Annotated in this window: 19 protein-coding genes; 15 read left to right on the top strand and 4 right to left on the bottom strand. The window is 60.1% G+C overall.

From position 1 onward, the window contains the following. Together WBF74_RS13225 and motA are read right to left on the bottom strand one after the other, a co-directional pair. On the bottom strand, positions 1 to 408 hold a 408-nt coding region (locus WBF74_RS13225), incomplete at its 3' end, for a flagellar motor protein MotB (protein WP_424440677.1). Positions 409 to 425: 17 nt separating this feature from the next. Next, complete coding sequence (motA, locus tag WBF74_RS13230; RefSeq protein WP_424440679.1) at positions 426 to 1289, bottom strand: flagellar motor stator protein MotA; 864 nt, start codon at positions 1287 to 1289, stop codon at positions 426 to 428. A 268-nt stretch (positions 1290 to 1557) separates the two neighbouring features. Between motA and WBF74_RS13235 the strand changes: the two genes are divergently transcribed. Beyond that, positions 1558 to 2076 (top strand): flavin reductase family protein, encoded by a 519-nt coding sequence (locus WBF74_RS13235; protein WP_424440681.1) that lies wholly within the window; start codon positions 1558 to 1560, stop codon positions 2074 to 2076. On the opposite strand, the gene WBF74_RS13240 is transcribed toward WBF74_RS13235, so the two are convergent. Beyond that, a complete protein-coding gene (locus WBF74_RS13240) occupies positions 2077 to 2568 on the bottom strand; it encodes a MarR family winged helix-turn-helix transcriptional regulator (protein WP_424440683.1) in 492 nt (163 codons plus the stop codon). 272 nt (positions 2569 to 2840) lie between these two features. Here WBF74_RS13240 and WBF74_RS13245 point away from each other — a divergent pair, with 272 nt between their 5' ends. The 7 genes from WBF74_RS13245 (at position 2841) to WBF74_RS13275 (ending at position 8019) form a co-directional block, all read left to right on the top strand. Beyond that, positions 2841 to 3647: a MotA/TolQ/ExbB proton channel family protein gene (locus WBF74_RS13245; protein WP_424440685.1), complete on the top strand. Its 807-nt coding sequence runs from the start codon at positions 2841 to 2843 to the stop codon at positions 3645 to 3647. Positions 3648 to 3669: 22 nt separating this feature from the next. Next, on the top strand, positions 3670 to 4080 hold the full coding sequence (locus WBF74_RS13250) for an ExbD/TolR family protein (protein ID WP_424440687.1): 411 nt from the start codon (positions 3670 to 3672) through the stop codon (positions 4078 to 4080). Further along, positions 4077 to 4496 carry an ExbD/TolR family protein gene (locus WBF74_RS13255; protein WP_424440689.1) on the top strand — a complete coding sequence of 140 codons (420 nt, stop codon included), beginning with the start codon at positions 4077 to 4079 and terminating at the stop codon, positions 4494 to 4496. The genes WBF74_RS13250 and WBF74_RS13255 overlap by 4 nt, the downstream gene beginning before the upstream one ends. Beyond that, complete coding sequence (locus WBF74_RS13260; protein WP_424440691.1) at positions 4493 to 5338, top strand: hypothetical protein; 846 nt, start codon at positions 4493 to 4495, stop codon at positions 5336 to 5338. The genes WBF74_RS13255 and WBF74_RS13260 overlap by 4 nt, the downstream gene beginning before the upstream one ends. A gap of 62 nt (positions 5339 to 5400) precedes the next feature. Beyond that, entirely contained in the window at positions 5401 to 6270 is an 870-nt protein-coding gene (locus WBF74_RS13265) for an NAD(P)-dependent oxidoreductase (RefSeq protein WP_424440693.1), read from the top strand. Further along, a complete protein-coding gene (locus WBF74_RS13270; protein WP_424440695.1) occupies positions 6267 to 7415 on the top strand; it encodes a type III PLP-dependent enzyme in 1149 nt (382 codons plus the stop codon). Before WBF74_RS13265 ends, WBF74_RS13270 begins: the two co-directional genes overlap by 4 nt. A 151-nt stretch (positions 7416 to 7566) precedes the next feature. Then, complete coding sequence (locus WBF74_RS13275; RefSeq protein WP_424440697.1) at positions 7567 to 8019, top strand: TetR/AcrR family transcriptional regulator; 453 nt, start codon at positions 7567 to 7569, stop codon at positions 8017 to 8019. Here WBF74_RS13275 and hemB read toward each other — a convergent pair. Continuing rightward, positions 8016 to 9026: a porphobilinogen synthase gene (gene hemB, locus WBF74_RS13280; protein WP_424440699.1), complete on the bottom strand. Its 1011-nt coding sequence runs from the start codon at positions 9024 to 9026 to the stop codon at positions 8016 to 8018. The genes WBF74_RS13275 and hemB overlap by 4 nt on opposite strands. A gap of 152 nt (positions 9027 to 9178) precedes the next feature. Between hemB and WBF74_RS13285 the strand changes: the two genes are divergently transcribed. The 7 genes from WBF74_RS13285 to hemA all read left to right on the top strand — a co-directional run. Further along, positions 9179 to 10318: an isobutyryl-CoA dehydrogenase gene (locus WBF74_RS13285; RefSeq protein ID WP_424440701.1), complete on the top strand. Its 1140-nt coding sequence runs from the start codon at positions 9179 to 9181 to the stop codon at positions 10316 to 10318. 11 nt (positions 10319 to 10329) lie between these two features. Beyond that, positions 10330 to 11370: an enoyl-CoA hydratase/isomerase family protein gene (locus tag WBF74_RS13290; RefSeq protein ID WP_424440703.1), complete on the top strand. Its 1041-nt coding sequence runs from the start codon at positions 10330 to 10332 to the stop codon at positions 11368 to 11370. A 21-nt stretch (positions 11371 to 11391) separates the two neighbouring features. Next, entirely contained in the window at positions 11392 to 12282 is an 891-nt protein-coding gene (gene mmsB / locus WBF74_RS13295; protein WP_424440705.1) for a 3-hydroxyisobutyrate dehydrogenase, read from the top strand. Between the two features lie 132 nt (positions 12283 to 12414). Then, positions 12415 to 12921, top strand: a complete 507-nt coding sequence (locus WBF74_RS13300) for a winged helix DNA-binding protein (RefSeq protein WP_424440707.1) — start codon at positions 12415 to 12417, stop codon at positions 12919 to 12921. A gap of 329 nt (positions 12922 to 13250) precedes the next feature. Continuing rightward, the gene (locus WBF74_RS13305; RefSeq protein WP_424440709.1) at positions 13251 to 14510 is read left to right on the top strand and encodes a L,D-transpeptidase family protein; all 1260 of its coding nucleotides are present in this window, start codon (positions 13251 to 13253) and stop codon (positions 14508 to 14510) included. Between the two features lie 25 nt (positions 14511 to 14535). Beyond that, positions 14536 to 15315 carry a glycerophosphodiester phosphodiesterase gene (locus WBF74_RS13310; RefSeq protein WP_424440711.1) on the top strand — a complete coding sequence of 260 codons (780 nt, stop codon included), beginning with the start codon at positions 14536 to 14538 and terminating at the stop codon, positions 15313 to 15315. Between the two features lie 139 nt (positions 15316 to 15454). Next, positions 15455 to 16493 (top strand): 5-aminolevulinate synthase (hemA, locus tag WBF74_RS13315; protein WP_424440713.1); only part of this gene is annotated, 1039 nt, incomplete at its 3' end.

A 16493-nucleotide genomic window follows, 5' to 3' on the forward strand; every position in this document is an offset into this window, starting at 1 on the left:
ATTGCGTTCATCCCGCGCGGTTTTTTCCTTGAGCAGCTTGTCGATCTGGGCGGCCTTCGCGGCTTCTTCCTTTTCGAGTTCGGGGCTCTTGGGCTGGGCGGGTGTCGAGATCGTCATAACGACCTGCGGCTTGGTGCCGGGCATGCGCGAGCCTTCCTGATCGAAGGCAGTACCGCCCATGATGCCGCCTGCGCCGCTGGTTGAACGGCTGACATTGGCGGGGGCGAAGTAGTCGGCCAGACCCTGCTTCTGCTCCGGCGTCGTCATGCTGATGAGCCACATGAGCAGGAAGAACGCCATCATCGCGGTCACGAAGTCGGCATAGGCGATTTTCCACGCACCGCCGTGATGGGCGTGGATGACCTTCTTGACCCTCTTGATGACGATCGGCTGTTCGTTGGAGGCCATTTAAATATGTCCTGCCGTCAGCCCGCCGCCTGCAGCGTGGCGGTTGATTGTTCGACTTCGATGAAGGTCGGGCGCACATCGGACATGAGCGCCTTGCGTGCGAACTCGATGGAGACAGCGGGCGCGTAGCCTGCCATATGGGCGAGGAGGCCTGCCTTCATCGACAGGTAATATTTCGACTCCGCCTCAAAGATGTTGCGCAGCGACTGCGCCATCGGCGCGAAGAAACCATAGGCAACAAAGACGCCGAGGAATGTGCCGACAAGCGCGCCGCCAATCAGCCCGCCAAGCACTTCCGGCGGCTGGTCGATCGAGCCCATCGTCTTGATGACGCCGAGCACGGCGGCAACGATGCCGAGAGCAGGCGTACCATCGGCCAGAGCCTGTACCGCATTCACAATGCGCTCGCGCTCCTGATGATGGGTTTCGAGTTCTTCATCCATGAGTGCTTCAAGCTCATGGGCGTTTTCCGTGCCGAGCGTGATCATGCGCAGGTAGTCGCACATGAACTCGACCGCATGCTTGTCAGCCGAGAATTTCGGGAATTGCGCAAAGATGGCGCTCTCGCCGGGATTTTCCACATGCGCTTCAAGCGCCAGATTGCCCTTGCTCTTGGCCAGCTTGTAGAGCGTGTATTGCAGGCCGAGCAGTTCGAGATAGGCGGTCTTGTCGTATTTCGGGCCGCGGAAGAGCGTTCCCAAGATACCACCCGCTGCCTTGAGGACGGTCGGCGGATTGGCGATGAAAAAGGCACCCAGCGCGGCGCCCAGAATGATGACGGCTTCGAAGGGCTGCCAGAGAACCGCAAGATGACCGCCCATTGCGGCATAGCCGCCAAAGACGCTCAACACCACCACAATCATGCCGACGATAAGCCGCATTACCCCAGCGCTTTCTCTTGCTCCGCCCGTCAGCTTCTGCTGCGGGCCCACCCTGCCTGAAGGCGCATTTTTAGATGTGGCCCCTTAACAGCGGGTTTAACCAAGCCGGGGATTGGTAAACTTCTGCCGTTTTGCGCGAATTGCTGTGGCTTTGCGCGGGTGAGTGTTGCTTTGGGGCCGGTGCCTGACCTAAACCGGAGCAGGAGATTAACGACGGGTTGACGTTTCAGGCTGCTATGGGGGCCGGAAACAAGGGAGCGATGGTTAGATGAGTTCTGTTCAGAGCCAGGCAACAAAGCCGAGTGCGGAAGAGACGCGCAAGTTCCGTGACGCGCTTGGCTGGTTCACGACCGGCGTTGCGGTCGTCACCACCTGCTCGGGCGGGAGGCCACCTATTGGCGTCACCATTAATTCCTTTTCGTCCGTCTCGCTCGATCCGCCGCTTGTTCTGTGGTGCCTCGACAAGAAGTCGGACACGTTGCCGATTTTCGAGGAAGCGACGCATTTCACCGTCAATGTGCTGCGCGAAGAGCATCAGCATGTGTCGTCCCGTCTTGCGCGCAAGGGCGATCACAGCCTTGCTGATGTGGAACTGATCGAAGCGGAAAGCGGGTGCCCGTCGCTCAAGGAAGCGCTGGCGCATTTCGAATGCGAGATTGATGCGCGGCATGATGCGGGCGATCACGTCATCATGGTCGGTCGTGTGCTGAAGTTCGATGCGGCGGATGAAGGGCGTCCGCTGCTTTATCACCGGGGTGGCTATCAGATGCTGCCGCCTGTCGGCTGATTATTTGCCGCCGGTTTCCTGCTCGTTCAGGCGGCGCAGATTTTCCTGCATCTTTTCCATGCATTTCAGCATGGCGAGGTAATCAGATTCGTCTATATCGGCGATGGCCGCGTGGTGGATTGCGGTGTAGTGATCGAGGCCGATGTGTTTGTTCGCCTGCAAGAGCGGCGTCGTCCAGATGCATTTCGCGCGCCGGTCAGTCGGATGCGTCCGGCGTTCGACAAGCCCCATTGCTTCCAGCTCGCCCACATAGATGCCGATGGAAACCTTGTGAACCGCGAGCGCGTTTGCGAGTTCGGTTTGTGTCTGACCGTCTCTTTCCAGCAACTCGACGACGATACGTGTCTGATTGCGCGACAGGCCTGAGCGGCGATCATAAATCGTCGCGAGCATCGTGCCGAGTTCGGTGATCGACCTGATGAAGTTTTCAGGAGAGAGCAGATCGCGCTGGACAGGCTGAGGTCCGATGTCTGCTTTGTGCTTGTTTTTCATCATACCCCCATCTACCGCATCTGCATGGGAAAGACCGACAGTGGAACATGCAGAGTGAAGGTAACGGCACGCCTCACGCGTACATAATCAGCCGCATCCACAAAAAATTACATCGTTATCTGTGTCGCACCGCTTGACCTGAGCGAGCGCCAATGATTTCGTAAAGATACTTTACTAAAACTGTTTCCACCGGTCATCCGAAAACGGAGACGGTGGAGCGGCTGTCGGGAGCGGCCGGGTGTCGGGGGAGTTTGTGGGAGGAGAATCGGGCAATGCCTGAACAAAATCAAGACGTTTTGGCGCAAGAGGGTGCAGTAGGCGCGGCTGAGACAGCCGTGGATGCAGCGGCGGAGACGGCTGCTCAGGCGGGGGACACGCTCACCTCGGCTGCGGATATTCTGGCCGCATCGGGCGGTGGCGAGGCCTGGTATGCGCTTGGCCCGCTGATCGACAAGGGTGGCTGGATTGTCGTGATCCTGCTGATTCTGTCGGTGATTTCGCTCGCGGTCATCCTTCTAAAGGTTGTCCAGTTCTGGGCGGCCGGTCTTTCCAAGCGCAGCTTTGTTGATCCGGCTGTCTCGAAAATCGAGGCTGGCGATACGGCTGGCGCGCTCGACCTCCTGAAAAAACACAAGACACCGCTGGCCCGCGCCATGGCGGCGGGCGTGCGCGCCAAGATGCGCGGTGATCTACGCGACGAAGACGTGGCAGCGGAAATCGCCCGTGTCGGCGCGCTTGAGCTTGGTGCGCTTCAGACCTATCTGCGCTGGCTTGAGGTTATCGGCAATATCGCGCCGCTGATCGGCCTTCTCGGTACCGTTATCGGCATGATTGAAGCCTTCCAGACGCTTGAAGATGCGAAGTCGCAGATCGACCCGTCGCTGCTCTCAGGCGGCATCTGGGTGGCGCTGCTGACAACCGCTGTGGGCCTCATGGTGGCACTGCCTGCCATCACGGCGCTGAACCTGCTCGAAAACAAGGTCGATCAGGTGCGTCTGTCGATGCGTGATGCCTCGGCGCGTGTCATTGCGGCGCTGCATGCGAGAACCGGAAGCGGTCACAAACAGGCCGCCCAGTAAATCGCGCGGATGGGAGCAGCTCATGCTTGATGATGTGCCCAAGCGCAAGCGAGGCATGGTCAGCCTCACGCCGTTGATCGACGTGGTGTTTCTGCTGCTGATCTTCTTCATGCTCACGACTTCGTTCATGACAACGCAGTCGCTGTCCGTGGTCACGCCTGCACCCAGCGCGGATGAACTTCCGCAGGATGCGCGCGTGGTGGAGATCTGGTTGATGGGCGACGGCACGCTGCGAGTGAATGGCGAACCTGTGGAAGCGGATGCGCTTGCAGAAGCCGTGAAAACGGAAATTGGCGGGCGGGGCGATATGGCCGTCACCATTCTTGCGGAGCAGGGCTCGAAGACGCAGGCGCTGGTCGCAGCGGTGGAAGCAGCACGTATTTCCGGAGCCAATGGTGTGGGCACGGCTAGAGTGGAGAAGATCAAACCATGATCGACTTCGAAGAAGAGGCCCCCCGCAAGACATTCGAGACGATGATACCGCTCATCAATGTGGTGTTTCTTCTCCTCATCTTCTTTCTGCTCGTCGGCACAATGGAGCCTTCGTCGGAAAATCCGAATGCGAGCGTGAAGCTGCCAACCGGCACGCTTGACGACAAGCAGAAGGACCGCGAAGGCCCGGTGATGCTGACGGTGGAAGCGGATGGTTTCGTCTGGTTTGGCGATCGGGTGATGGACCCGAAACTTGCGGGCGTATTGCTCAAGCCGGAACTTGCCGGAAGTGCGGCGGATCGCGTGTCGATCCGCGCGGATGAAGCTGCGCCTGCCGAAGCGGTTCTCCTGCTCATGGAGACATTGCGGGAAGCAGGCGTGAAGCAGGTGACGATTGTGACGGAGCGTGGGCGATGACGGTGATCGACAGCGCTGCTGAGAAGGCGCCGAAGCAGTCGCGGCTTTCCACCTTTCTGGTCGCGTCGCTTCTGGTGCACGCGCTTTTCTATCTCATGGGGTTGCTCAATATTGGCGGCATCTTTGGCGGGCCGGGGCCGGGCGGTGGTGACTCTGTCACCTTCCAGCTTGCTGCGGGTTCTGCGAATGACCGCTATGCGGCACCGCCGGCACCTGTTGAAGAGCCGGTGGTCGAGCCAGAAGTTGTGCCGGAGCCGGTGAAGCCGCCGCCGCCCAAGCCCGAAGCCCCGCCGCGCAAGGTGGAAGCACCGCTGCCACCCGAAGAAAAAGAGCCGGAGGTGGTCGAGGCCGTGCAGCCTTCAACGCCAACGGGCGGCGGCATTGATGGCGGAGGCGCCGGCGGTGCCGGTGGCGATGCAGCGGAGACGATCCTCAACAAGAAGGGCGATTCGCTGAATGCCGGGCAGATCCGCGCGCAGATGGTAGGCAAGACATTCCATCTGGAGATGGGGCGTCTCGACCTTCAGGGTGGTAACAGGCTCATCAATACCGTCATTGAGCTTTCACCGGACGGGACCACACGGGTGGAGCTGATCCAGTATTTCCATCAGACCTATCACCGCAATTCGTCCTCCACGCGCAGCCGCTCCGGCACGGGGCGCTGGTGGATCGAGGGCAATCGCTGGTGTCATAGCTCGAAGGAAATCCAGTATGCGACGACGGATTGCTACGACATGACCATGGAGGGGAACATTGTTCGCCTTTATTACGGTCCATGCACAGGCCAATCCTCAATGCTCTGCAAGACGGGCCGCATCGCTGCCGAGGGCGAAATCCGCTAGTGGTTTTGCGCTTCGCGCCTTTCGCCTGCTAGATAGAGGCAGCAGGAATGAGAGGAACGGGCATGAGCAAGGTCGCTTTCATCGGTCTCGGCGTGATGGGCTTCCCAATGGCGGGCCATCTCGCGCGCGCGGGTCATGATGTCACCGTCTATAACCGCACGGGTGCGAAGGCAGAGGCCTGGGTGAAGGCCCATGGCGGCGCTTCCGCCGCAACGCCTGAGGCGGCTGCGCGCGGCGCGGAAATCGTTTTTGCCTGTGTCGGCAATGATGATGATCTGCGTCAGGTGACGGTGGGCGAGGGCGGTGCCTTTCACGGCATGAGCGAAGGCGCAATTTTTGTCGATCACACCACGGCTTCTGCGATTGTGGCGCGCGAGCTTTATGCAGCGGCGCAGGCACGGGGCATTTCCTTCATCGATGCGCCGGTATCGGGCGGGCAGGCAGGCGCGGAGAATGGCGTGCTGACCGTCATGGCGGGCGGTGATGCAGCGGCCTTCGAGAAGGCATCCCCGGTGATCTCTTCCTTTGCGCGCATGGTGAAACTGCTCGGCCCTTCGGGCGCGGGGCAGCTCACCAAGATGGTGAACCAGATCTGCATTGCCGGGCTTGTGGAAGGCCTTGCCGAGGGGCTGCATTTTGCCAGGAAGGCGGGCCTCGATGCCGAAGCTGTGATCGAAACAATCTCGAAAGGTGCGGCGCAAAGCTGGCAGATGGAAAATCGCTACAAGACGATGATCGAGGAGCGCTTTGATTTCGGCTTCGCTGTGGACTGGATGCGCAAGGATCTTGCGATCTGTCTTGAAGAGGCGCGGCGCAATGGCGCGCACCTGCCGGTGACAGCGCTGGTGGATCAGTTCTATTCCGAAGTGCAGGCAATGGGCGGCAATCGCTGGGACACTTCCAGCCTTATCGCGCGGCTGAACAAGGCATGAGCGCGCCTGCACGGCAGTTGCGTTTCTCCTCCATCGAGGATGTGATCGCGCGGCTTGATCCGTCTTATCCGGTCTTCTGCATTTTTCCTGACCTGTTGCGCGCGCGGGCAAAGGCTTTCGTGGAAGGCTTTCCCGGCGAGGTGCTCTACGCGGTGAAATGCAATCCGCATCCCTATGTTCTCAAGGCGCTTTCCGAAGGTGGTATCTCGCATTTCGACACGGCGTCGATTTCCGAAATTGCGAATGTGAGCGAATTGCTGCCGGGCGCACGCTGCTATTTCAATCACCCGGTAAAGGGTCGTGGTGCGCTTGAGGCAGCGGCGGATGTCTATGGGATCAAGGATTATGTCATTGATCACATGGATGAGCTTAACAAGCTGACCGAGATTGCGGGCACGGACATTACCGTCGAGGTGCGCATCGCCACGCCGAAGGGGCGGGCGGTCTATGATCTTTCGGCAAAGTTCGGTGCCGTGCCGGACGAGGCGGCTGCGCTGCTGAAAGAAGCGAATGCGCGAGGCTGCCGCACGGCGATTGCCTTCCATGTGGGAAGCCAGTGCCTTGATCCGGCGGCCTTTCATGTTGCCATCGAACTTGCGGCAAAGGTGCGCGATCAGGCTGGTGTGCCGCTCGACTATCTTGATGTGGGCGGCGGTTTTCCTGCGGCCTATCGCATGAATGTACCGCCGCTTCAGGCTTATTTCGATACGATTGCAGGCGCGCGGGATGCATTCGGGTTTGATATTCCGCTGCTCGCGGAGCCGGGCAGGGCGCTTGTCGCCGAAGCCTGTTCGGTGCTGACGCAGGTGCATCTGCGCAAGGGGGACGACCTCTACATCAATGATGGCATCTATGGCTGTCTTTCCGAAATCCGCGATGGCGATCTCGATCCGCCGGTGCGGGCGATCTCGAAAGCGGGGCCGGTTGCCGGGGACATCAGGCCGTTCCGTATTTTCGGACCGACCTGTGACAGCCTTGATGTGCTGAAGCTGCCTTTCCATTTGCCGGAAGGGATCGGCAATGGAGACTGGATCGAATTCGGCCTGATGGGTGCCTACTCGATCGGGATGCAGACCGGATTCAATGGTTTCGTTACCGATACAATCGTGCAGATTGACGGAATGCCCGAAGCGTTTGCGATCTGAGAGCGGCGTGGCTCGAACAACGCCACGGGAAAATTCTCATAACCTCAAGAGTGTTTTTGTCCGTTCACGGATCGTTCTGAAATTAATCTTGATAATAATGTTAACGTTGATAACATGAAAATTATCGAGACAAAAAGAGAACGGTTTGGCCATGCGGGCACGGTTGAGGGGACAGAAGACGAGCTACCATCATGGTGACCTGAAAAAGGGGCTGATGGATGCCGCCGTCACGCTGATCGATATTCGCGGGCGGGAGGCGCTCACCATGCGCGAGGCGGCGCGGCGAGCCGGTGTGTCGGAAGCGGCACCCTATCGCCATTTCGCCAATCTTGATGAGCTGCTCGGTGCCGTCGCCATTGAAGGATTCGACATGCTGCTGGCCGATCTCGATGCAGCAGGCAGCGCAAAAGATGTGGCGCAGGCCTATCTTGCTTTCGCGGCCGATTTTCCGGGACGTTATGAACTGATGTTCAGCCGCCTTGCAGACCGCAAGAGCGCGACACGGCGCAAGCAGCTTGTCCGTCATGTCGAGGAACTGGTGGAGAAAGCAGGCGGGCTTGCCGCTCTCCACGGCGAGGCATCGCTCCGCCTTGCGGGGCTTTAGGCCTGGCGGCGAAGGAGCCGTGCTGCCTCAGGCGCGAAATAGGTGAGGACACCATCTGCGCCCGCCCGCTTGAAGGCCATCAGGCTTTCAAGAATGACGCGATCCCGGTCAAACCAGCCGCGCTCGATCGCGCCTGCGATCATGGAATATTCGCCAGACACCTGATAGGCGAAGGTGGGCATGCCGAACGCGTCTTTCACGCGGCGCACAATGTCAAGATAGGGCAGGCCCGGCTTCACCATCACCATGTCCGCGCCTTCGGAAATATCGAGGGCGACTTCTCGCAGCGCCTCGTCGCCATTGGCCGGGTCCATCTGATAGGTGCGCTTGTCACCCTTCAACGCGCCGGATGAGCCTATGGCATCGCGGAACGGACCATAGAAGGCCGAGGCATATTTGGCGGCATAGGACATGATCTGCGTGTTCGTATGCCCAGCGGCTTCAAGGGCGGTGCGGATCGCGCCGATGCGGCCGTCCATCATGTCGGACGGGGCGATGATGTCGCAGCCTGCTTCCACCTGCACCAGCGCCTGCTTCACCAGCGCCTCGACGGTTTCGTCGTTCAGGATGGTTTCGTCCTTGAGAAGCCCGTCATGGCCGTGGCTTGTATAGGGGTCGAGAGCCACATCGCAGAGCACGCCGATATTCGGCACCGCCTGCTTGATCGCGCGTGTCGCGCGGCAGACGAGATTGTCCGGGTCATGCGCGAGAGAGCCTTCCGGGTCGCGCTGGTCGGTGGCGGTATAGGGAAAGAGGGCGATGACAGGAATGCCGAGTTCGGCGGCTTCTTCCGCCGCGCGCACAGCTTCATCGACGCTCAGCCGGTTGACGCCCGGCATGGTCGGAATAGGTTCGCGCTTCTTCTCGCCATCCACAAGAAAGATCGGCCAGAGAAGATCGTTCACCGAGAGCGCATTTTCCGCCACAAGGCGGCGCGACCAGTCAACCTTGCGGTTGCGGCGCATGCGGGTTGCGGGAAAGGCGGGCGATGTGTTCCTGTCTGTCATGCGCAACTCATAGCCCCTGGGGCGGGCGGGTGCAATCCGGCTTGCTTGGCGCCTTGCCCCAGCGTCAGCTTTGCGCTTCGTTGACAGGCCAAAAGGTGGCCAGTATCACCGCCGCAGAGGTGGCCGAGGCCCTATCCGGGAGGATGATTTCCATGCGGTTCGTGCTTGGCGAAGAGCAGCAGGCTTTTCAGGATGTGGCGCGCAATTTTGCGGCGGAGCAACTGGCTCCCTATGCCGCGGATTGGGACAGGGACGGCCATTTCCCCGTGGACAAGCTGCGCATGGCAGCCGAACTCGGCTTTGCGGGTATTTATGTGCGCGAAGATGTGGGCGGCTCCGCGCTGACGCGGCTTGATGCGGCGTTGATCTTTGAGGCGCTTTCCGAGGGCTGCACCTCTACGGCGGCCTTTCTCTCCATCCACAATATGGCGTCGTGGATGATTGATCAGTTCGGCACGGAGGAGCAGAGGCAGAAATGGCTGCCGAAGCTCACGCCGATGGAGCTTATTGCGAGCTATTGCCTGACGGAGCCGTCAAGCGGATCGGATGCCGCGTCGCTGAAAACCCGCGCGGTGCGCGATGGCGACCATTATGTGCTGAACGGCTCCAAGGCCTTCATCTCCGGTGCGGGCACATCTGACCTTTATGTCTGCATGGTGCGCACGGGCGAAGCGGGGGCGAAGGGTGTTTCCTGTCTTGTCATCGAAAAGGGCACGCCCGGTCTTTCCTTCGGTGCGCCGGAGCGCAAGATGGGCTGGAACAGCCAGCCGACCGCGCAGGTGATTTTTGAGGATTGCCGCGTGCCGGTGGCGAACCGCCTGGGCGCCGAGGGCGAAGGCTTCCGCATTGCGATGATGGGGCTTGATGGCGGGCGTCTCAATATCGGTGCCTGTTCGCTTGGCACGGCGACGGCTGCACTGAAGCGTGCGAAAGCCTATCTCGGCGAGCGCGAGCAGTTCGGCAAGAAGCTCGGCCAGTTTCAGGCGTTGCAGTTCAAGTTCGCTGACATGGCAACGGAGCTCGAAGCCGCAAAGCTGATGATCTATCAGGCTGCGACAAAGGTTGATGCGAAGGCGCCGGATGCGACGATGCATGCTGCGATGGCGAAGCGCTTTGCAACCGATGTCGGATTCAACGTCATCAATGAGGCGCTGCAGATTCACGGCGGCTATGGCTATCTCAAGGATTTCCCGCTGGAGCGGCATCTGCGCGATGCGCGTGTGCATCAGATCCTTGAAGGAACGAACGAGATCATGCGCGTCATCATCGCGCGGGAATTGCTGAAGGATTGAGAGGAAGCTCGGTGAGTGAGGAAGCGGAAGTCCTGTTTGAAAAGCGCGGCGTGGCGGGCATCATCACGCTGAACCGGCCGCAGGCATTGAATGCGCTGACCCTCAACATGGTACGGCTCATTCATCCGAAGCTGCGCGAATGGGCAGATGACGACGCAGTCCAATGCGTGATCGTGGAAGGAGCGGGCGACAGGGCTTTCTGCGCGGGCGGCGACATTCGCGCGCTGCATGACTGGGGCCGCGCGGGCGACAGGAGCGCCATTGATTTCTGGCGCGAGGAATATCTCCTCAACACCTATATCAAGCGCTACCCGAAGCCCTATATCGCGCTGATGGACGGCATCAATATGGGCGGCGGCGTTGGTCTTTCGGTGCATGGCTCGCATCGCGTTGCGACGGAGCGGCTGACCTTCGCCATGCCTGAAACGGGCATCGGCCTTTTCCCCGATGTCGGCGGCACCTATTTCCTGCCGCGCTGTCCCGGCGAGACAGGGCTTTATCTCGGCCTCACCGGTGCGCGGCTCAAGGCGGCGGATGCGATCTTTGCAGGCATTGCGGATTGTTATGTGCCTTCCGCAAAGCTCGGTGAGCTGAAGGATCGTCTTGCGGGTGGGGCACCGGTTCGCACCGCGCTTGGCGAAGTGGCGGTCGAGGAAGGCCCCGCGCCGCTGCGCGACATTCAAAAGGATATTTCCGCGCATTTCAGCAAGGGATCGGTTGCCGAGATTCTTGCCTCGCTGCGGGCGGATGGCAGCGAATGGGCGGTGCAGACGGCGGATACGATTGAAGCCAAATCTCCGATCTCGACACTCGTTGCCTTCCGGCAGATCCGCGAGGGAGCGGCGCTTGATTTCGAAGACTGCATGAAGCTCGAATTCCGCCTCACCAATCGCTTTGCGACCGGACATGATTTTTTCGAAGGTGTCCGCGCTGTCGTGATCGACAAGGACCAGTCGCCGAAATGGAATCCGGCGCGGCTTGCCGATATTGATGCGGCGGAGGTCGATCGGTATTTCGCGCCACTTGGCGAAAATGAATTGAGTTTCGGCTGATAAAGCCACGGGAGGACGGAGATGGCGGCAATCGGATTTATCGGGCTCGGCAATATGGGCGGGCCGATGGCGCGGAACCTGCTCAAGGCGGGTCATTCGCTGAAAGTGTTCGACCTCTCGGTGGCAGCGGTGGAAGGGCTGACAGCGGCGGGCGCGACAAAGGCCGCGAGCGCAAGCGATGCTGCGCGCGATGTGGAGTTCGTCGTGACCATGCTGCCTGCGGGCGAGCATGTGCGCTCTGTCTATCTCGGCGAAGGCGGGCTTATCGCTTCTGCAAACAAGGGCACGCTCTTCATTGACAGTTCGACTATCGACATTCCGTCTGCCCGCGAAACCATCGCGGCGGCGGAAGCGGCGGGCATGATGATGGTTGATGCGCCTGTCTCGGGCGGTGTCGGCGGTGCGGAAGCCGGCACACTCACTTTCATGGTGGGGGGCACCGAGGCGGCGTTTCAGAAGGCAAAGCCGGTCCTTGAGAAGATGGGAAAAAACATCTTTCACGCAGGTGCCGCAGGCAATGGTCAGGTGGCCAAGGTCTGCAACAACATGATCCTCGGCATTTCGATGATCGGTGTGTCGGAAGCCTTCGTGCTGGGTGAGCGGCTCGGTCTTGATGCACAGACGCTGTTCGACATTTCTTCCACGGCATCCGGCCAATGTTGGTCAATGACTTCTTACTGCCCGGTGCCCGGTCCCGTGCCGACCTCGCCTGCCAACCGGAACTATCAGCCGGGCTTCACGGCAGGCATGATGCTGAAGGATCTCCGCCTCGCGCTTGAGGCTGCGAAGACGGCGAAGTCGCCCATTCCGCTTGGCGGGCAGGCAGCGCAGCTTTACGCGCTGATGGAGGCGGCGGGTGAGGATGGTCTCGACTTTTCGGGCATCATCAAGCTGATCCGCGGCGATCTCTGACCCGCACATTCCCGCCTCGTTGGACTCCAGATCGGTGTGTTTAAGCCCTCGTTAGTATGAGTGTGCTTAAACTGCCGGTTCCACGGAACAGGAAGTTCCGCGTCGCGAGTTCAGAGGCTTATTGTTATGGGAATGACAAACGTCAAGCGGGAGTCCGTCATTCAGGATCAGGAAGATCCGGGATGCAAGGAAGCATATCTCGAAGCGCTGACCTATGTGGAACGTCTCCACAGGCGGCTGCTCGATGTGATCAAGGATGAGTTGGACCGCATCCGCTGTACCGAGATCAACAGTGTGCAGGCATTGCTACTGTTCAATATCGGCGACTCCGAAATGACAGCCGGCGAACTGCGTACGCGGGGCCATTATCTCGGCTCGAACGTCTCCTACAATCTGAAGAAGCTGGTGGAGACGGGCTACATTCATCATCAGCGTTCCCGTTCAGACCGCCGTTCGGTGCGCGTCCGCCTGACCGACAAGGGCAGGGCGATCTGCGCGACGATAAACGAGGTCTATAACAAGCATTGCGCGATGCTTGGCACGGTGGGTGATATTTCCGCCGAAGAGCTGCGCCTGACGACTGCGACGCTGTTCAAGCTTGAGCGGTTCTGGACGGACCAGATCCGCTATCGCCTCTGATTTTTCCGGGTGGGGTGGGGTAAGCGAGAGCCCGGTGCCTTTATGGCATCCGGGCTCTTCTGCTTTTCGCCGGGTGCGCGGGTGGCCAGCACGGAAGTTGCAATTTCATCACTAGGGCGCTGCGTCTGACCTGTTTCGGGTCAGGGGGCGGCATGTTTTGGCACCGTATGCAGCCGGTTTCGTGGCAAACTGCGCTGCGGAAGGCGGGCAGGACGTTAAATGTCCCAAAATGGCGATCATCAGATAAGCCTGCCTTCTGCGTATGGGGTTGGCAGCGAGCTTTCGGGCGGGGCGACAGAGTGACAAGCCGGGTTTCAGGGCGTTGGGGAATGGTGTGCGGGATTTTGCTGGCGCTGGGCAGTCTCGTCCTTGCCAGTGAAGCCGCCTATGCAGAAGCCGCTGCTGCCTATGGCGCCGGACAAACCCATTGGGTTGACCCCTGGCAAGCCGATGCAGCCTTGCAGGCGGCCGAAACACAGGTCACGCCGCGCACGGGTGCCACGCCCACGCTCAGTGAAAATGCCTTGCTGCCGCTTCAGCAGGCAATCCGGAAATACCGCGAAATTGCGAGCTGGGGCGGGTGGAAGCATGTGCCCGCAGGTGAGCGGCTGGAGCTTGGGGTTCGCGATGATCGGGTGGCGAAGCTACGCGAGCGGCTGATGATGACGGGCGACATGATTGCCTCGCCGGGCGATCCCTATCTCTATGACGCGGAACTGGAGCAGGCGGTGCGCCGCTTCCAGCAACGTAATGGTCTTGATGCGGATGGCATTGTCGGGCGGCGCACGATTGCGGCGTTGAATGTGCCGGTTCAGACGCGGATCAGGCAGCTTGAACTCAACCTTGCCCGGATCGAGAAGCTGGTGCCGCGACTGTCCGGGCGCTACGTCTTCGTCAATATTGCCGGTCAGGAAGTCGAGGCCGTGAATAATGGCGTGGTCGAGTTCCATGAGCGCGTCATTGTCGGCAAGCGCGACCGCCAGACGCCGGAAATCAACAGCGCGATCAATTCGGTGACATTCAACCCCTATTGGTATGTGCCGAAATCCATCGCCACCAATGACATGCTGCCGAAAATCCGGGCAAACCCGAATTATCTGAAGCGGCAGGGCATTCGTGTCATGCAGGGCTGGGGAGAAACGATCCGCGAGCTTGATCCTGCGAAAATCGACTGGTCGAACCCGCGCATCAACGAGGCCTATTATCTCCGGCAGGACCCCGGCCCGTGGAATTCGCTCGGTTCGCTGAAGATCAACTTCCCGAACAATGACGCGATCTTCCTCCACGACACGCCGACACAGACGCTTTTTGGCAGACAGGAGAGAAATTTCAGCTCCGGCTGCGTGCGCGTTCAGAATGTGCAGGGGCTTGTCACATGGATCATGCAGAGTGACAGCGCCGAGTGGGATGCGGCGCGGGTGGAGAAGGCGGTGGCTTCCGGCCAGTTCCGCAATGTCTATCTGACAACGCCGATCCCGATCTATCTCGTCTATCTTACAGCGTGGGTGGATGCGTCCGGTGTCGTGCAATTCCGCGACGATGTGTATGCTCGCGATGGCGGTGTGAATACGAGCGCGCTGAGCAACTAACAGCAGAAACACGGGCAGCGAGCGGATGAGGCGACCGGCGAAGTTTCCCTATCTTGAGCATGACGGTGTTCTGGCTTTCGCTCATCGGGGCGGGGCAGGCGCGTGGCCGGAGAACACCATGCCCGCCTTTCAGGGGGCGGTTGATCTCGGCTATCGCTATATCGAAACCGATGTTCATGCGACGCGCGACGGCGTGCTGCTCGCCTTCCATGACGACCATCTCGACCGGGTGACGAACAGCACGGGCTGCATCGCCGAGATGGATTATGCGCAGGTCAAGACAGCGCGGATTGCCGGAACGGAGCCCATTCCGCTCTTTGCGGATCTCCTCTCAAGCTGGCCGGAGATCCGGATCAATATTGATCCGAAGCGCGACAATGCGGCCGAGCCGCTCATCAAGGTGCTCCGGGACACGGACGCGCTTGACCGCGTTTGTGTCACCTCCTTTTCAGACAAGCGCACCATCGGCATCCGCGAGGCGCTGGGGCCAAGGCTCTGCACGGGAATGGGACCGGCGGCGACAACGCGGTTGCGCTTTGCTAGCTGGCTGGGCAGGGCCGGTTCGCTTCTCGGTGACTTCGTGGAAGGCTGTGCGCAGATACCGATACGCCAATATGGCATTCGGCTTGTGGATGAACGGCTGCTTGCCAAGGCGCATGAGCTGGGGTTGCAGGTTCACGTCTGGACGATCGACGACGAAGCCGAAATGCGGCGGCTGGCGGCGCTGGGGGTGGACGGCATCATGACCGATGATCCCGCCTTGTTGCGAACGGTTCTGAAAGACATGGGGCTCTGGTCGGCCTGACGCCCCGCGTTTCTTTCTCTGGCCATATTCTGCGACAATTCGCGGCTGGTTAGGCTGTGGATGCGGATTAAGCTGTGCTAAATTCACATCAAAACAAGCAGTGCGCCGGGTATCGGCAAAGCGCGGGAACAGGAACGCTATGGATTACGAGCGGAAGCTGAGCGAGGCCCTTCGTGCGGTGAAAGACGAAGGACGCTATCGTGTGTTCGCCGATATTGCGCGGCGCCGCGGCTCGTTTCCGAAAGCGACCTTCCACACACCTTCCGGCACGAAAGAAATCATCGTCTGGTGCTCCAACGACTATCTCGGCATGGGCCAGCATCCGGCGGTGCTCGATGCCATGCACAAGGCGATTGATGATGTCGGCGCAGGCTCCGGCGGCACGCGCAACATTTCGGGCACCACGCGCTACCATGTTGAGCTTGAGCGGGAACTTGCCGATCTGCATGGCAAGGAGGCAGCTCTTCTTTTCACATCCGGCTATGCCGCGAATGATGCGACGCTCTCTACGCTGGTTCGTGTGCTCGGTGATTGCGTCATCATCTCGGACGAGATGAACCATGCCTCCATGATCGAAGGCATTCGCCGTGGCGGTGGGCCGAAGCGCATCTGGCGGCACAATGATCTTGCTCATCTCGAAGAGATTCTGAGCGAGCTTGATCCGGCGCAGCCGAAGATCGTTGCCTTCGAATCCGTCTATTCGATGGATGGCGATATTGCGCCCATCGGTGCGATCTGTGACCTCGCGCGCAAATATGGTGCGCTTACCTACCTCGATGAAGTTCACGCTGTCGGCCTTTACGGTCCGCGTGGTGGCGGCATTGCCGAGCGCGATGGCGTTCTGGACAAGGTCGATATCATTGAGGGCACGCTCGCGAAGGGCTTTGGTGTGATGGGGGGCTACATTGCCGCCTCCGCCGACCTGATCGATGTTGTGCGCTCCTATGCGCCGGGCTTCATCTTCTCGACCTCGCTCGCGCCGGTGCTGGTGGCGGGGGTGCTTGCGGCTGTCCGTCATCTGAAGGAAAGCTCTGCGGAGCGGGAGCGGCATCAGGAGCGCGCGGCGACGCTGCGTCAGATGATGGCGGATGCGGGCCTGCCCGTGCTCTGGTGCGAGAGCCATATCGTGCCGGTCATGGTGGGCGATCCGGTGGTCTGCAAGCAGGTCAGCGATGAGT

It is taken from the genome of Parvibaculum sp. (genome assembly GCF_049672805.1).
GTDB lineage: Bacteria > Pseudomonadota > Alphaproteobacteria > Parvibaculales > Parvibaculaceae > Parvibaculum.